The sequence below is a fragment of the Salmonella sp. GDC200615 genome (genome assembly GCF_050574145.1).
Taxonomy (GTDB): Bacteria; Pseudomonadota; Gammaproteobacteria; order Enterobacterales; family Enterobacteriaceae; genus Salmonella; species Salmonella enterica.
Genome location: NZ_CP192247.1, coordinates 392,696 through 409,440 on the forward strand (window position 1 = coordinate 392,696; position 16,745 = coordinate 409,440).

General features: G+C 54.7%; 11 protein-coding genes. 5 read left to right on the forward strand and 6 right to left on the reverse strand.

The annotated features are described in order from the left end of the window. Positions 1 to 41 precede the first annotated feature (41 nt). The 5 genes from damX to trpS all read left to right on the forward strand — a co-directional run bounded on the left by damX (position 42) and on the right by trpS (position 4,780). On the forward strand, positions 42 to 1,319 hold the full coding sequence (damX, locus tag ACQ29O_RS01765) for a cell division protein DamX (RefSeq protein WP_000343147.1): 1,278 nt from the start codon (positions 42 to 44) through the stop codon (positions 1,317 to 1,319). Positions 1,320 to 1,500: 181 nt separating this feature from the next. Next, entirely contained in the window at positions 1,501 to 2,337 is an 837-nt protein-coding gene (dam, locus tag ACQ29O_RS01770; RefSeq protein WP_000742132.1) for an adenine-specific DNA-methyltransferase, read from the forward strand. A 17-nt stretch (positions 2,338 to 2,354) separates the two neighbouring features. Continuing rightward, a complete protein-coding gene (gene rpe, locus ACQ29O_RS01775; RefSeq protein ID WP_000816284.1) occupies positions 2,355 to 3,032 on the forward strand; it encodes a ribulose-phosphate 3-epimerase in 678 nt (225 codons plus the stop codon). Continuing rightward, on the forward strand, positions 3,025 to 3,783 hold the full coding sequence (gene gph / locus ACQ29O_RS01780; protein ID WP_000359648.1) for a phosphoglycolate phosphatase: 759 nt from the start codon (positions 3,025 to 3,027) through the stop codon (positions 3,781 to 3,783). Before rpe ends, gph begins: the two co-directional genes overlap by 8 nt. Then, complete coding sequence (gene trpS, locus ACQ29O_RS01785; protein WP_000165562.1) at positions 3,776 to 4,780, forward strand: tryptophan--tRNA ligase; 1,005 nt, start codon at positions 3,776 to 3,778, stop codon at positions 4,778 to 4,780. The genes gph and trpS overlap by 8 nt, the downstream gene beginning before the upstream one ends. A 144-nt stretch (positions 4,781 to 4,924) precedes the next feature. Here the strand turns inward: trpS and ACQ29O_RS01790 are convergent, their stop codons facing one another. From ACQ29O_RS01790 to nirB, 6 genes are all read right to left on the reverse strand, one after another. Beyond that, positions 4,925 to 5,095: a YhfL family protein gene (locus ACQ29O_RS01790; protein ID WP_000472323.1), complete on the reverse strand. Its 171-nt coding sequence runs from the start codon at positions 5,093 to 5,095 to the stop codon at positions 4,925 to 4,927. Between the two features lie 192 nt (positions 5,096 to 5,287). Further along, positions 5,288 to 11,068 (reverse strand): autotransporter adhesin BigA, encoded by a 5,781-nt coding sequence (bigA, locus tag ACQ29O_RS01795; RefSeq protein WP_254486128.1) that lies wholly within the window; start codon positions 11,066 to 11,068, stop codon positions 5,288 to 5,290. Positions 11,069 to 11,396: 328 nt separating this feature from the next. Then, the gene (cysG, locus tag ACQ29O_RS01800; RefSeq protein ID WP_000349897.1) at positions 11,397 to 12,770 is read right to left on the reverse strand and encodes a siroheme synthase CysG; all 1,374 of its coding nucleotides are present in this window, start codon (positions 12,768 to 12,770) and stop codon (positions 11,397 to 11,399) included. Positions 12,771 to 12,781: 11 nt separating this feature from the next. Then, a complete protein-coding gene (gene nirC, locus ACQ29O_RS01805) occupies positions 12,782 to 13,591 on the reverse strand; it encodes a nitrite transporter NirC (protein ID WP_000493583.1) in 810 nt (269 codons plus the stop codon). A gap of 195 nt (positions 13,592 to 13,786) precedes the next feature. Then, the gene (gene nirD, locus ACQ29O_RS01810; RefSeq protein WP_000084813.1) at positions 13,787 to 14,113 is read right to left on the reverse strand and encodes a nitrite reductase small subunit NirD; all 327 of its coding nucleotides are present in this window, start codon (positions 14,111 to 14,113) and stop codon (positions 13,787 to 13,789) included. Further along, a complete protein-coding gene (gene nirB / locus ACQ29O_RS01815) occupies positions 14,110 to 16,653 on the reverse strand; it encodes an NADPH-nitrite reductase large subunit (RefSeq protein WP_020937285.1) in 2,544 nt (847 codons plus the stop codon). Before nirB ends, nirD begins: the two co-directional genes overlap by 4 nt. Between the last annotated feature and the right edge of the window lie 92 nt (positions 16,654 to 16,745).

Consider the following 16,745-nt stretch of genomic DNA (forward strand, 5'->3'; position numbering starts at 1 on the left):
TGTGCAATGTCGTAAGCATTAACCTTTGAGTGGGGTGTTAAATGGATGAATTCAAACCAGAAGACGAGCTGAAACCCGATCCCAGCGATCGTCGTACTGGTCGTTCTCGTCAATCTTCAGAACGCGATAATGAGCCGCAGATCAACTTTGATGACGTTGATCTGGATGCCGACGATCGCCGTCCGACGCGTACGCGTAAAGCGCGTAGTGAAGAACCTGAAGTTGAAGAAGAGTACGAATCCGATGAAGACGATACGGTGGACGAAGAGCGTGTTGAACGCCGTCCACGTAAGCGTAAAAAAGCGGCCCATAAGCCAGCCTCTCGTCAATACATGATGATGGGCGTTGGCGTACTGGTGCTGCTGCTGTTGATTATCGGTATCGGCTCCGCGCTGAAAGCCCCCTCAACGTCTTCCAGCGAGCCGTCGGCCTCTGGCGAAAAGAGTATCGATCTTTCCGGTAACGCCGCCGATCAGGCGAATGCGACCCAGCCTGCGCCGGGCGCCACCTCCGCAGAACAAACCGCGGGCAATACGTCGCAGGATATTTCGTTGCCGCCGATTTCTTCAACGCCGACGCAGGGACAGTCACCTGTGGTCGCTGACGGTCAGCAGCGCGTGGAAGTACAGGGCGATCTGAATAATGCGCTGACGCAGAATCCAGAGCAGATGAACAATGTTGCGGTGAACTCTACGTTGCCGACAGAGCCTGCAACCGTCGCGCCAGTTCGCAATGGCAGCACGACGCGTCAGGCGGCGGTTAGCGAACCTACCGAGCGTCATACCACGCGTCCGGAACGTAAACAGGCCGTCATTGAACCTAAGAAACCGCAGACCACGGCGAAAACCACGACTGCGGAACCGAAGAAACCGGTCGCGCCAGTGAAACGTACGGAACCGGCAGCGCCAGCCGCGACGCCGAAAGCGACCACCACGACGGCTGCGCCGACAGCGACGGCAAGCGCTGCGCCGGTACAAACCGCGAAGCCAGCGCAAGCCTCGACGACGCCTGTCGCAGGCGGCGGGAAAAGCGCCGGCAACGTTGGCGCGTTAAAGAGCGCGCCATCCAGCCACTACACATTGCAGCTCAGTAGTTCTTCAAATTACGACAACCTGAACGGTTGGGCGAAGAAAGAGAACCTGAAAAATTATGTGGTATACGAGACGACGCGTAATGGACAACCGTGGTATGTGCTGGTAACGGGGATGTATGCTTCGAAAGAAGATGCTAAACGTGCGGTGTCCACCTTACCTGCCGATGTGCAGGCGAAAAACCCGTGGGCAAAACCGTTGCATCAGGTTCAGGCCGATCTGAAATAATCCAGGCTGTGTCCTGCAATTGCCTGTGAGTGTCGCTGACAGCTATTTTTTGTTCAGGACAGGCGCGAGGGGCGCATTTGCTACCGTCAAATGCGCCGTAAAGCAACGCGGCACAGCCTAAAGCGCAGGATGCTGTCGGAGCTTTCTCCACAGCCGGAGAAGGTGTAATTAGTTAGTCAGCATGAAAAAAAATCGCGCTTTTTTGAAGTGGGCAGGGGGAAAATACCCTCTGCTTGATGATATCAAACGACATTTGCCAAAAGGCGAGTGCCTTGTCGAACCTTTTGTGGGTGCCGGATCGGTGTTTCTTAACACCGACTTTTCTCGTTATATCCTCGCCGATATCAACAGCGACCTTATTAGCCTCTATAACATCGTGAAGTTACGTACTGACGAGTATGTACAGGCTTCGCGCGAGCTGTTTATGCCTGAAACTAACCAGGCTGAGGTCTATTACCAACTCCGCGAGGAGTTCAACACCTGCCAGGACCCCTTTCGTCGGGCGGTACTGTTTTTATATCTGAACCGCTACGGTTATAACGGACTCTGTCGCTATAACTTACGCGGGGAATTTAATGTACCGTTTGGTCGTTATAAAAGACCTTACTTCCCGGAAGCGGAGTTGTACCACTTTGCAGAAAAAGCGCAGAATGCGTTCTTTTACTGTGAGTCATACGCAGACAGTATGGCGCGTGCGGACAAGTCGTCGGTGGTCTATTGCGATCCGCCTTATGCGCCGTTGTCCGCCACGGCTAACTTCACAGCGTATCACACCAATAGTTTTAGCCTGACGCAACAAGCGCATCTGGCGGAGATCGCTGAGAATCTGGTCAGTAACCGGATACCGGTGCTCATTTCCAACCATGATACGGCGCTCACACGCGAGTGGTATCAACTCGCAAAATTGCATGTCGTCAAAGTTAGACGCAGTATAAGCAGCAACGGCGGCACACGTAAAAAGGTGGACGAACTGCTGGCTCTGTACCAACCAGGAGTTGCAACGCCTGCAAGAAAATAATTCTCAAGGAGAAGCGGATGAAACAGTATTTGATTGCCCCCTCAATTCTGTCGGCTGATTTTGCTCGCCTGGGTGAAGACACCGCCAAAGCGCTGGCTGCCGGTGCTGATGTTGTACACTTTGACGTCATGGATAATCACTATGTGCCGAACCTGACTATCGGCCCGATGGTGCTGAAATCCCTGCGTCAGTACGGTATTACCGCGCCTATTGATGTCCACCTGATGGTCAAGCCAGTCGACCGTATCGTGCCCGACTTTGCCGCCGCTGGCGCGAGCATCATTACCTTTCACCCGGAAGCCTCCGAACATGTTGACCGCACGCTACAGCTGATTAAAGAACACGGCTGTAAAGCGGGGCTGGTATTCAACCCGGCAACGCCGCTCAGTTATCTCGATTACGTCATGGACAAACTGGATGTGATCCTGCTGATGTCCGTGAACCCAGGCTTCGGCGGCCAGTCTTTTATTCCGCAGACGCTGGATAAACTGCGCGAAGTGCGTCGCCGCATTGATGCGTCCGGTTACGACATTCGCCTGGAAGTGGACGGCGGCGTGAAGGTGAACAATATCGGCGAGATCGCCGCAGCAGGTGCGGACATGTTTGTTGCGGGGTCGGCAATTTTCGATAAACCCGACTACAAAAAAGTAATTGATGAAATGCGCAGTGAGCTGGCAAAGGTAACTCATGGATAAGTTACAGAATATTCGGGGCGTCGCCTTTGATCTTGACGGTACGCTGGTGGATAGCGCGCCGGGTCTTGCCGCGGCGGTGGATATGGCGCTGTATGCGCTGGAACTGCCGGTCGCGGGCGAGGAGCGCGTGATTACCTGGATTGGTAACGGCGCAGACGTATTGATGGAACGCGCGCTGGCCTGGGCTCGCGAGGAGCGCGCCACGCTGCGTAAGACGATGGGGAAACCGCCCGTTGATGAAGATATTCCTGCCGAGGAGCAGGTACGCATTCTGCGTAAACTGTTCGACAGGTATTATGGCGAAGTGGCGGAAGAGGGCACTTTTTTATTTCCGCATGTCGCCGACACGCTGGGCGCGCTGCACGCCAGCGGATTGTCATTAGGTCTGGTGACGAATAAGCCGACGCCGTTCGTCGCGCCGTTGCTGGAATCGCTTGATATCGCCAAATACTTCAGTGTGGTTATCGGCGGCGATGATGTGCAAAATAAGAAGCCGCATCCGGAGCCGCTGTTGCTGGTGGCAAGCCGGCTGGGCATGCTGCCGGAGCAGATGCTTTTTGTCGGCGATTCGCGTAATGATATTCAGGCTGCAAAAGCGGCGGGCTGCCCTTCGGTTGGCCTGACATACGGCTACAATTATGGCGAAGCGATCGCTCTTAGCGAGCCGGACGTCATTTATGACAGTTTTAACGATCTTTTGCCCGCACTTGGGCTTCCGCATAGCGATAACCAGGAAATAAAAAATGACTAAGCCCATCGTTTTTAGTGGCGCACAGCCCTCAGGTGAATTGACCATTGGCAACTATATGGGGGCATTGCGTCAGTGGGTAAACATGCAGGATGACTATCATTGCATCTACTGCATCGTAGACCAACATGCTATTACCGTGCGTCAGGACGCGCAGCAGCTACGTAAAGCGACGCTGGATACGCTGGCGCTGTACCTGGCATGTGGTATTGATCCTGAAAAGAGCACTATTTTCGTTCAGTCCCATGTGCCGGAACATGCGCAGCTTGGCTGGGCGCTGAACTGCTATACCTATTTCGGCGAGCTGAGCCGTATGACGCAGTTTAAAGATAAATCTGCGCGCTATGCGGAAAACATTAACGCCGGCCTGTTTGATTACCCGGTGTTGATGGCGGCAGACATCCTGTTGTACCAAACCAATCTGGTGCCGGTAGGCGAAGATCAGAAGCAGCATCTGGAACTGAGCCGCGATATCGCCCAGCGTTTTAACGGGCTGTATGGCGATATTTTCAAAGTACCGGAACCGTTTATTCCAAAATCCGGCGCGCGAGTGATGTCGCTGCTGGAGCCGACAAAGAAAATGTCCAAATCGGACGATAACCGTAATAACGTGATCGGCCTGCTGGAAGATCCGAAATCGGTAGTGAAGAAAATCAAACGTGCGGTCACTGACTCCGACGAGCCGCCGGTAGTGCGTTATGATGTGAAAGAGAAAGCGGGTGTCTCTAACCTGCTGGATATCCTTTCCGCCGTGACCGGTCAGAGCATTCCTGAACTGGAAAAACAGTTTGAAGGTAAAATGTATGGCCATTTGAAAGGCGAAGTGGCGGAGGCGGTTTCCGGAATGCTGTCTGAGTTGCAGGAGCGCTATCACCGTTTCCGCAACGACGAAGCGTTCTTACAGAAGGTGATGAAAGACGGGGCGGAAAAAGCCAGCGCACGTGCGGCCGAAACGCTGAAAGCCGTTTACGAAGCCATTGGCTTTGTGGCGAAACCGTAACGGTAATTTCTTGCCCGATGGCGCTGGCTTATCGGGCCTACCAACGAGCGTAAGTTGGACAAGGCATCTGCGCAGTACCGTTTATCAGACCTGTAAAAAAACCGGGAAAATCCCGGTTTTTTTGTATCTGCGCAGTCGTTTCTATTATTGATCGGCAGCCGGGCCGCAACCGCCAATAATTTTAGAAATAGAAATTGCAGGGTGCAGCAAATAATCGTAGCTGCAGTTATTTTTTTTGTTTTCGATATGACCAGTACAAGCAGTGAGCGTCGCCAGAACCCCTGCCACAACGGCAATTTTTACAAATTTAAACATTTCAAAACCCTTGTTGATAAAACGAGCACTACTGATGGAATAAATATAAGATCTATTTAGCGTATAGTACGATAGCAATTATTAAACTATACAGGTAGTCCAAATAAGGACTTTATCTTTACCAGATGATATGATTTAAAAAGGCCGATTAATAATAAGCGGCCTTTATTAGTGTTATATAATGTCGTTTATTTAACGAAATGTTTTCTTAACGTTAAGCATAAAGCCTTTATCGCTGATACCGTCTTCCTTCCACTGGTAGGCATCCAGATGTAGCGCGGTATCATTGCTGCTGTATTTCACGCCGATGGTTGCCAGGCCATTAATGCCGCCGCCTTTTTGACCGTCATCCACGCCGAACGATTGACCCGCCGCACCCTGTAATGACGCTGTACGCTGGCTCTTGCTGTAGCTCAGGTTCGGGCCGCCTTCCAGGGTAGCTGTGGCGCTCCAGCCGTCTTTCCCGGCGTAATCCAGCTTCAGGCCGACAATAGAGTCTACCGCCGTTTCGTTGCCAGAGTTCATGGACAGGTTAAAATCTCCGGCGCTGCGCTCTTTGTAGCCATCTTCCATGGTGTGACGGAATTTCACTCCGGCATACGGCGTGACTTTCAGCGTATCACTCATCATGGTGAAAGTTTTCGCCCCTTCACTGCGAAACTCAAGGTACTGCTGACGCATGTCGGAATCGGCAATTTTATTGACATCGCCATAGGCGACAGAACGGCTGCTGTCGAGGTTATGTACGTCATAGCGCAGGCTGTTGCTCCACGCCAGACCTTCATCAAACGCCATGCTGTGCTTCAGACCAAAGAACTGACTGTAGCCGCCGGTCAGGCCGTTATCGCCCGCGGTTTTCGAACCGTCGCCATCCAGACGCGCAATACCATACTCCAGCGTCAGATTCTGGCTGGCGGTGAGATCCAACGTCTGGCGTAATGCCAGCATGTCGTACTGGGTGTCGTTGCCCAGCTCCGCGCGCGGGTCGCCTTTCGCTACGACGTTAAACGCCAGGCCATCTTTGATCTGCGGCGCGGCGTCGGCCAGCATGGTAAAGCGGTTGCTTAACACCCGGGCTTCACGGAATACCGTGGTGGCTTGAGCACCGCTCACCTGCTTCAGTGCGCTGTTCAGCTCGGCGGTAGTCCCCACATTAAGGCTGGTGTACAGCTCGTTGTTGGTGTAACCGGCGTCCAGCGCACTCGCCACGTCGCTTACCGAGCTGTCGGTGGCCACATCGGCATAGGCGTTTTTGGTCATGGTGACGTCAACGTTGCCGTCGGCATCCTGGCTACCCTGGGCGTTCCACACCACGCTGGTGGAAGTGATGTTGTCCGCGCCCTGGATATTGCTGCCGGTGAAGGCGTTATCCACCACCACGGTGGTATCCGCCGTACCGCTGGTAAAGCCGGTATCCACCTTCACGTTGTCGCCAATCACCAGGTTATTGGCTTTCAGCGTACCGGAGCTACCGTCGGCGTTGGTGCCAACAATATAGTTGGAGAGCTGCTGCGGCGCGTTGGGATCCGCTGGCGGCGTCGGGATGCTGCCCTCGGTCGGGGCGGTAGTCGCATCCGGGATGACGATGTCCGCTGTCCCGTTATGGTCGTTCTGCGTGCCCGTAGTACCCGGCGCGTAGATGTCGCAGCCGCTGTCGCACAGCAGGTTGATTTCGCCGTTGTTGATGATGGCTTTGGTCTTGCCGCCAAACGCATACGAGTCATCCGCGTAAACGTTGATCACGCCGTCTGCGGTGTTGTTTATGGTGGTGGCATTACCGTTGCCCTTGATGCCGATAAGCCCGGTGCCGTTGGTGCCGTCCTCCTTGCCCTGCTCGGTACCGACGTTGATGGTGCCGCTATTGACCAGGTTAATGACATAACTGCTGGTGCCGCCGCTAATCGCCACGGCGTTATCGCCCTGCACGTTGATAGTGCCCTGGTTGCCGAAGTTATAGCCGCGGCCCAAATTGATTAGCGGCGCATCCGGGTTAATACCGTTAATCACGCCGGTTGCGGTGTTCCAGATCCATTTGGGGTCATTGCTGCCGTTGGCCGTGGTGATGGCGCTGTAACCGTTAGTGGCGGTGATGGTGCCGCTGTTCACCTGGGTCAGCGAATCGTTGGCGCGCGTCAGATTGATGATGGTGTTCTCGCCGCCTTCCACCGCGCTGCCGCTGTTGGTAAGCGTTGCGTCCTCTTCGTTATAGAAATAGAAGCTGCCGCTGACCAGCGATTTGCCATCTTCCGCCACCGTCATATCGCCAGTATTGACGATTTCCTGCTGGTAGCTGGTGCCCGCTATGGAGCCGGTGAAATCGCCGTTATTGTAAAAAGTAACGTCGCCATTAAGGGTTAACAGATCGGTGGTGATGCTGCCGTCCGCTTCATTAAAGAGGCTGTGCCAGGTGGAAATAGCGTCCGCGTCCAGCGTCCCGTAGTTAGCCAGCGCGTTAGCCCCGCCGTTAATCGTCACGGTGCCGTTGACGGTGAGCGAGGCGCCCGCTTCGTTGTACAGCCAGCCCCCGTTAACGTCCACATCGCCGTTCAGGGTTTCAGTACCGTAGTTGGCCAGCGTACCGGCGGTGAAGAAACCTGTGTCGGAGGTCCTGGTGTCGCTGTCGCCGCTGCCGGGCAGAGACTGAATCCAGATTTTGTCCGTTGGCGTGCCGCCCATGTGTGAATCAGTATCATCCATCGGGCTGCCGTTAAGGTTGATAGAGCCGTTATTGATGATGTAGCTGGAACTGTCGCTCAGAAACGCCTGGCCGTAATCGGCGTCGATGTTAATCACGCCGCTGGTGTCGTTGATGACGACGCCGCCGTTGAGCGCCGCCATCCCGACCAGCTCGTCTGCCTGACCGGTCACGCCGTCATCGGCGGTCAGGGTGATCACGCCCTGGTTAATGGCGGTGCCGCCATTAAGCGCCATCATGCCGAACCCGGCGTTGTTGACGGTAATGTTGCCGGTGTTGATGGCGGTGGCGTCGCCATCGGCATCGGTGGAACCCGCCACCATTCCTGAGCTGGTGAGATAGAGCGATGATGGCTGCCAGTAGCTGGTGCTGGTGATGTTATTTTCATCGTCCAGCGTCGGGACAAGGCCATCCAGATAGATATCGCCTTCGTTTAGTGCTTTACCTCGGCTGGCGGTAACGCCATATACACCTGCCCCCTGCAAATGGATCGTGGCGCCCTCATCGTTAACGACATCGCCATAATCCGAAGCCATCATGGCGTAAAAGGTGTGGGTGTACCATTTCAATGGGTATACTTCAATACCGCCACTGCCCTGCGGCGTCTGATCAGAAATGAGGGTGATATCGCCGCCGGCTTTGTTATGAACAGCCGATCCCTCGCCACTAGCCCTTGTGATGGCTGCACGATCCTCACTACTGTTGCTACTGGTCGCGTAGACCAGAATATCTCCGCTGTTGCTGACTTCCGAGCCGTTATCTGCGCGAATGACGGAATACACGCCATGGCTTGTAATATCGCCTTTATTTTCAATTGATGTGCCTTCGCCATCAGCCATCAGCAACGCGTTGTAGGTGTAATAGCCTGTGGGTATATAACTGACATTAACGTCAACAACTGAGTCATCACCCAGAATCAGGGAGCCGCCGTTGTTGACCCGCGCCAGTACAACGTGCCCCCCCACTACCGTGTTGGTATCAATGGTAGAATGACCGTTTAGCGTAACGGTACTGTTACCGCTGACGCTGATGCCGGTAATGTCTGCAGAGGTTCCATCAAGTGGATCCTCGCTGTGGGTGATATTAATACCGCCGTCAATCTCAACGTCGTTATCATCACCTGTTACGCTCAGGCCAACAACGTCCAGGTATTGTCCGCTGGCGGCGGACAGATCGTTGTCATCAATATTCAGCGCGCCATTAAGGGTAACGGTATTGCCGTTGCCGCCGACGACAACGCCAGTTAACGGGGGAGCCCCGGCAGCCAGGTCATCCTGCCCGTAGTCGGCGCTGATATTTACGTTGCCGGTGATATCAACGGCGTTGCTGTCGCCGCTCACGCTCACCCCTGTCGCTGAGCTAAACACGCCTTCGCTGTCCTGGACTGAGACAACGTTAATATCGCCATCCAGCGTAACCTGCGACATATCGCCGCTCACCAGCGCGCCGGTGCCGTTAAGGCTGACGTCAATATCCCCTTTGTTTTTGAAGGTATTTTTTTCGCCTGCAACCACAAAACCCACCGAGTCCGCATCACGCACGGTGGCGTTGCCGGTATTTTTTGCTTCATTTCCGGTGCCGTAGGTGATGATGCCCATCGCGCCGTCTGTGACCAGCAGATCGCCCGCCAGGGTCAGGCTGCCGTTGTCGCCGTTGATAATCACGGCGGCAGAGCCCGCGCCATCCACCGCGATATCACCGGTATTGGTGGTATGGGCGTCGTCGCCGTCAATGCGCGTACCGACGGCGCCGCCGGAGATAGTCTGATTACCTTCGTTGATAACGAGCGCGTTGTCGCCTTCGATATACAGCGCCGTGGCGTCTGCGCCGCTGACGGTAGTGCTCCCGGCGTTATCGATAACCACGTTGTCGCCGGTAATGTGGCCGCCGGTGCCGCCGTCGGTGATGGTCATATCACCGTCATTGTTGACGCGGGCGTTATTGCCGTCAATGACGGTGCCGGTGGAGCCTGCGCCGCTGATGTTAGAGGTACCGGTATTCTTAATCGTGGCGTTGTCGCCGTCGATGATGATGGCGGTACCGCCGCCGCTCACGGCAATGTCACCGGCGAAATTGGTGGTGGTGCCGTTGCCGGAAATCAGCGCGCCGGTGGCGTTGTCCACCGTGGAGTGGCCCGAAATGGTGTTGGTGGTGCCGTCACCGGAGATAACCATGCCGGTGGCACCGTCGGTCACACTGGAGTCCCCGGTGAGCGTGTTGACGGTTCTATCGCCGGAAATAATCACGCCGGTGCGATCCTGGCCGCTGATATCCATGCCGCGATCGGAATTATGCGCCTGGTCATCGCCGCTGATAACGGTGGTGTTATCGTCGGCAATAATCAGATAGCCCCGGCTGTCGTACTTCCAGTAGAGACCGTTTTCCTGGGTGCCTTCAATCACGGCGGCATTGGCGTCGGTCACGTCCCAGCCGGTGACGTTCAGCGTTTTACCGTCCGCGGTGGTGAGCTGCCACTGGTTGTCCTGTTCTGAATAATTCCACACGGCACCCTCAAGAACGCTGCCGTTATCCAGTTTGAAGCTGTCGAAGGTCAGGGTGTCTTTGCCTTTATCGATGGTGACGCCGTTGCTGAAGGTAATAACAGAGTCATCTGGGGGCGTGTCGTCGTCATCGCCGCTATCATCGGGCGGGGTTACATCGTCATCGCCGCTATCATCGGGCGGGGTCACATCGTCATCGCCGCTATCGTCGGGCGGGGTTACATCGTCATCGCCGCTATCGTCAGGCGGGGTCACATCGTCATCGCCGCTATCGTCGGGCGGGGTCACATCGTCATCGCCGCTATCGTCGGGCGGGGTTACATCGTCATCGCCGCTATCATCAGGCGGGGTTACATCGTCATCGCCGCTATCGTCGGGCGGGGTTACATCGTCATCGCCGCTATCGTCGGGTGGGGTTACATCGTCATCGCCGCTATCGTCGAGCGGGATCACATTGTCATCGCCGCCATTATCGGGCGTAGGGGGGGTATAAGAATGATTAGAATCTCCGCCACCGTTATTTTCAACGCCAATAGCCACACCTGCGACCAGCGCAGCAACGCCGCCAGCAACCCAGCCCCAGTGATTATCATTTTCAGGTGTGGCAAGGCAGGTCGGTGAAAGTTTTGCGCGTTTTTCTTTAGGCAGGGAGGAGATATTACTGGGACATTCTTTTTCATCATCGTTATTTTCTGCGGCGATGGCCGGAATGTAATAACTTTGTAGCGTTAAAGCGATAGCGATAGAAATAAGTTTTTTCTTTTGCATAGGGTTCATCCTTAATTAATATTTTCCTTGCGTACTAAACATATGCAGAGAGCGGTACAGGCAATGATGAAATGGCCAGAAGAAAAATTATGCTTTAGTGTTTATTTTATCACCCGATAACCAGGTCAGGTCAAATTGAGTGCTTAACGGTGTTATTTATTGTATGAATGAATAAGGGGTGAATTTGACGAGTAAAAGGGTTTTTAGGCAGAATTATTACTATTTAAATTTTTCTGGTGTATTTAAAGTTGATTTCTTAATTCACTTTTAAGTAAAAATAATTTGAGATTACGAGTAGTTGTAAAATAAAGCCCTGTTATTCAGGGCGTTATTTTAATTAATAATTAGAGAACCAATTTAATTTATCGCGTAAGCCAACGACCCGGCCAACGATAATCAGCGCCGGGCTTTCAACCTGTTGCGCTAATTCACCAAGCTGCGTCAGCACACCGTGGACGACGCGTTGCTTCACGGAGGTACCGTTTTCTACCAGCGCAACCGGCATATCGGCCTGCATACCGAATGCGATCAGTTTTTCCTGGATAGTCGCTGCCTGATTCAGCCCCATGTAGAACACCAGCGTCTGTTTTTCTGCCGCCAGGTTTTCCCAGTCCAGCTCGCCGCCGGTTTTCAGGTGACCGGTGACCAGACGTACGCTCTGGGCGTAATCGCGATGGGTTAGCGGAATACCGGAGTAGGCGGAGCAGCCGGAAGCCGCGGTAATCCCTGGCACTACCGAGAAAGGAATACCGGCATGACACAGCGTTTCCAGCTCTTCGCCGCCGCGACCAAAGATAAAGGGATCGCCGCCTTTCAGGCGTACCACGCGTTTACCTTTTTGCGCTTCACGCAGCAGGATCTGGTTGATTTCTTCCTGTGGGACGCAGTGGTAACCCGCGCGTTTCCCCACAAAGACCCGATCGGCATCGCGGCGTACCAGGTTCATAATGTCGTCGGAGACGAGGCGATCGTAAACCACGATATCCGCCTGTTGGATTTGTTGTAACCCTTTCAGCGTCAGCAGTCCGGCATCGCCCGGCCCGGCGCCGACCAGCACGACTTCGCCACGGTGATCCAGCGGTTCGCTAAACAGGCGTTCGGTTGTCGCGTTAACCGCTTTCTCATCGGCATTCGCCAGCGACTGCGCCAGCCGGTCATTGACGAAAAATTTTTCCCAGAAGCGACGACGCTCGCCCATCGTGGCAAACTGCTTTTTCACCCGGGCGCGGAGTTGCCCGGCATAGCGCGCGACCTGCCCCAGATGCTGCGGCAGCAGCGATTCCAGTTTCTCGCGCAGCAGACGCGCCAGTACCGGGGAAGTGCCGCCCGAGGAGACGGCGACCATCAGCGGCGAGCGGTCAATAATGGAGGGCATGATAAAGCTGGCGGCTTTCGGCGCATCCACCACGTTGCAGAAGATACGGCGTGACTCCGCCGCGTCGCTGACGCGCTGGTTGACGGTATCGTCATCAGTGGCCGCGATCGCCAGCCAACACGAGTCGAGAAGCGTTTCGTCGAACGGACCCTCAACCAGAGTCAACATGCCTTCATTTGCCCATACGGTGAACTGTGGAATGAAGGTTAGCGCATTGACCGTTAAACGTGCGCCTGCTTCCAGCAGTAACCGTGCTTTGCGTTCTGCGACATCGCCACCGCCGACGATCAGACAGTCGCGGTCGCGTAATTGACAAAATATAGGCAAATGGTCCACGACATTACCCCTTAATGGTTGGCTGTAACCTTAATTTGGTTGGTTTTTTGCGGAACAGGACGCTCCGATTTCGGCGTAGCATACCAATAACCCAATCCCATGAACACGACGCCGGACAAAGTATTGCCCAGAGTGACCCATAACAGATTGTGTCCGATTCCGGACAGGGTATAGGCGTCGCTGTGATAACCAAACCAGGAGAGGGCAAACAGCGTCATATTCGCGACGGAGTGCTCGTAGCCGGAAGCGATAAACGCCAGCAGACACCACCAGATAGCAAGAAATTTTGCCGTGCCTTCGGTGCGAATCGCCATCCAGATTGCCAGACAAACCAGCCAGTTACACAGCGCGCCTTTGAAGAACAGTACCGTGGCGGGCGCGGTGGTTTTCGCCAGCGCGACTGAGTGAACGATACTGGTATCGACCGGCAACAAACTGCCGCCGCCCCAGCTGTAAAGCAGGGCGACAAACACGGAACCGACCAGGTTGCCGAGCCAGGTTTGCGGCAGGATAGCCCACATTTGACCGTGGCTGATGGTGCCTGCTTTGACGCCCAGCGTCAGGAACATGGTGTGGCCGGTAAACAGTTCGGAACCTGCGATGATGACCAGCGTTAAGGCGATACCGAAGGTCGCTCCCATCACCAAAGGACGCACGGACGGGTCGAGCAGATTGCCGAGGGTGAAAATAAGAATGATGCCGAGACCGACATAAGCCCCGGCCATTGCCGAACTGACCCAGAAGCCGAGCGGATTATTCGCCGACAGGCGTGCGATGCGCGCAGCGTTAGTCGCACACTTATTGATAGTGTCTGTAAACATTTGATTATCCTTTTCTCACTTCATCCTTTGCACTGCCTCTTTGTTGGCTGCCCTCGCTCACCCCAGTCACATAGTGAACTATGTTCCTGGGGATTTGCTCAGTTGCCGCCGCGATGCAGTACAAATGATTTTGTGATAACAATTAAAATGAAAAAAAATACAAAAAAGGGGAGGCGTTGCGCCTCCCAAAAATAATTAACCGCGCAACTGCACCACGCCGTCTTTTACCCGCGCGTCGTACTGTTTCACAGAGAACTGCTCATCTTCCATGCACAAACCATCGCTCAGGCGGAAGCGCTGTTTCTTCAGCGGGCTGGCGACCCACAGTTCGCCCTGGTGTTCCGCAATCAGTCCACGAGACAGCACGCTGGCCTCAAAGAACGGGTCGATGTTGCTGATCGCGAACACCTGATCGCTATGGTAAGGACGGAAAATCGCGACTTGTTCAGTACCTAACAGCGCGCAGACGCCGGTTCCCGGCAGGATGTCATCGATTTTGCAGATGTTTTGCCACTGGCTCATGCGTTTTCCTCCACCAGAGTGACCGGGATACGTTCATACGGCGTGGCCGGACGATGCTGTTCACGTTCAGGCACAACCTGGACGTTCGGGTCGCGTTTGTCGCTGTTGATAAAGTGCTTAAAGCGAACCTGTGCGGATGGGGTGTTAACGGTTTCTGTCCACTCGCAGACCACCGCTGCGCGCAGGCGCGCCATCTCTTCTTCCAGATGTTCGTTCAGGCCCAGCTTATCGTCGATGATGACCGATTTCAGGTACTCGATGCCGCCTTCCAGATTATCCAGCCACGGCGCGGTACGGGTCAGTTTGTCGGCAGTACGGATGTAGAACATCATAAAGCGGTCGAGGTACTTGATCAGCGTGTCGCGATCGAGATCGGCTGCCAGCAGATCCGCATGACGCGGTTTCATCCCGCCGTTACCGCAGACGTGCAGGTTCCAGCCTTTCTCTGTGGCGATGATACCCACATCTTTGCCCTGCGCTTCCGCACATTCACGGGTACAGCCGGAGACGCCGAATTTCATTTTGTGCGGGGTACGAATGCCTTTGTAGCGGTTTTCCAGCTCCACGCCGAAACCGACGCTGTCGCCCACGCCGTAGCGGCACCAGGTGCTGCCGACGCAGGTTTTCGCCATCCGCAGCGCTTTGGCGTACGCGTGACCGGTTTCGAAACCGGCTTCAATCAACTGACGCCAGATTTCCGGCAGATCGTCTTTTTGCGCGCCAAACAGACCGATACGCTGAGAACCGGTAATTTTGGTATAGAGGTTAAACTCGCGGGCGATACGCCCCACGGCCACCAGACCTTCCGGGGTGATTTCGCCGCCCGCCGAGCGCGGGATCACCGAGTAAGTACCGTCTTTCTGGATATTTGCCAGGAAGTTATCGTTAGTATCCTGTAGCGGCGTGTGCTGCGGCTTGAGGATGTATTCGTTCCAGCACGACGCCAGCAGCGAACCGACGGTCGGCTTACACACTTCGCAGCCGTAGCCTTTACCGTGTTTCGCCAGCAGTTCTTCAAAGGTTTTGATACCTTCCACGCGGATTAAGTGGAACAGTTCCTGACGAGAATAAGCAAAGTGCTCGCACAGGTTGTTGTTGACTTCAATACCCTGTTTCGCCAGTTCGGCGTTCAGTACCTGCGTCACCAGCGGGATGCAGCCGCCGCAGCCGGTTCCGGCTTTGGTTTCCGCTTTCAGCGCCGCCACGGTATGGCAGCCTTTATTGATAGCGGCGATCAGATCGCCTTTAGTCACATCGAAGCAGGAGCAGATCTGCGCGCTGTCCGGCAGTTTATCCACGCCGATAGCGGGTTTACCACTGCCCGCGTGCGACGGCAGGATCAGCGAATCCAGGTTTTCCGGCAGTTCGATGGCGTTCAGTACCAGTTGCAGCAAATTGCCGTAATCGCTGGTGTCGCCGACCAGTACTGCGCCGAGCAGCGTTTTGTTATCTTCGCTGACAATTAGACGTTTGTAGACTTCTTTGCTTTCATCGAGGTAAACGTAACTACGCGCGCCCGGCGTGCGGCCATGCGCGTCGCCGATGCCGCCGACGTCCACGCCCAGCAGCTTCAGCTTGGCGCTGAGATCCGCCCCTTCAAAGGCGTTTTCACTGCCGAGGATATGGTCAACGGCGACCTGGGCCATTTTATAGCCTGGTGCGACCAGACCGTAAACGCGGTTGTTCCAACTGGCGCACTCGCCGATAGCGTAGATATCTGGGTCAGACGTCTGGCAGGTGTCGTTAATCACGATCCCGCCGCGCTGCGCGACGGCCAGACCGCACTGGGTAGCCAGCTTGTCGCGGGGGCGAATACCGGTAGAGAAGACGATGAAATCGACTTCCAGCTCGCTGCCGTCGGCAAAACGCATAGTCTTACGCGCTTCGTTACCCTGCTGAACAATCTCTTGCGTGTTTTTACTGGTGTGTACACGCACGCCCATGCTTTCGATCTTGCGACGTAGCTGCTCGCCGCCCATTTGATCGAGTTGTTCCGCCATCAGCATTGGCGCAAATTCAATGACGTGCGTTTCCACGCCGAGGTTTTTCAGCGCGCCAGCGGCTTCCAGCCCCAGCAGACCGCCGCCGACCACCGCCCCGCGCTTGCTGCGACGGGCGCAGGCTTCGATAGCGTTGAGGTCTTCAATGGTACGGTAAACGAAGCAATCCTGGGTTTCGGAGCCTTTAATCGGCGGGATCCACGGATAGGAACCGGTCGCCATGATCAGCTTGTCATAATAAACGGTACGACCCGCGCTGGAGTGAATCACTTTCTCCTGACGGTTAATGGTAATTGCGCGTTCGCCAACCAGTACCTTTACGCCGTGCTTCTCGTAAAATCCTTCACGCACCAGAGAGAGCTCTTCCGCGGTGTGGTGAGAGAAGTAGGATGACAGGTGGACACGGTCATAGGCTTTACGGGGTTCTTCACAGAACACGGTAATGTCGAACAGGCTAGCGTCGGATTTATCAAGGAGATCCTCAATAAAGCGGTGGCCGACCATACCATTACCGATAATAGCGAGTCTGACTTTGCTCATTTTTGCCTCGATTTCTTTTCTATTACCGCCTACCTTAACGATTCAGCAACCCCGCTTATTGATGTAAATCAAATTCACCTTTATATACCTCT